At 58.6% G+C, this 273-nt stretch carries 1 protein-coding gene; it reads right to left on the bottom strand.

Annotated features, from left to right (window positions below; translation table 11 throughout):
- Window positions 1-273: hypothetical protein (locus EII11_RS10675; protein ID WP_165867176.1), on the bottom strand; the 273-nt coding region annotated here is incomplete at both ends.

The following is a 273-nucleotide window of genomic DNA, read 5'->3' as shown; positions in this document are numbered from 1 at the left end:
GTGGCGATGAACAGGCCGGTAATACCCCCGCCTGCGATGGTTAGGAGGAAGTAGCGCGTGGAGGCGTGGGACAAGGGCTGGCCAAGGAAGTGGAACATTCCCAACACGATTGCAAGAGAGAGAATAACGTTCGATGCGGCCGTTCGCGGTAATCCAGCTAACGCCATAGGGATGAGGGTGGCGAGGTAGACGGCGGGGACGAGGAGGGTGTAGATGCCGGTGGTTTTGGTCATGGGGAGGATGATGCCGACGATGATGAAGAAGATGGTGGCG

This window comes from Schaalia canis (assembly GCF_003858455.1).
Lineage (GTDB): Bacteria > Actinomycetota > Actinomycetes > Actinomycetales > Actinomycetaceae > Pauljensenia > Pauljensenia canis.
This window is presented reverse-complemented; position numbering and strand designations above follow the sequence as displayed.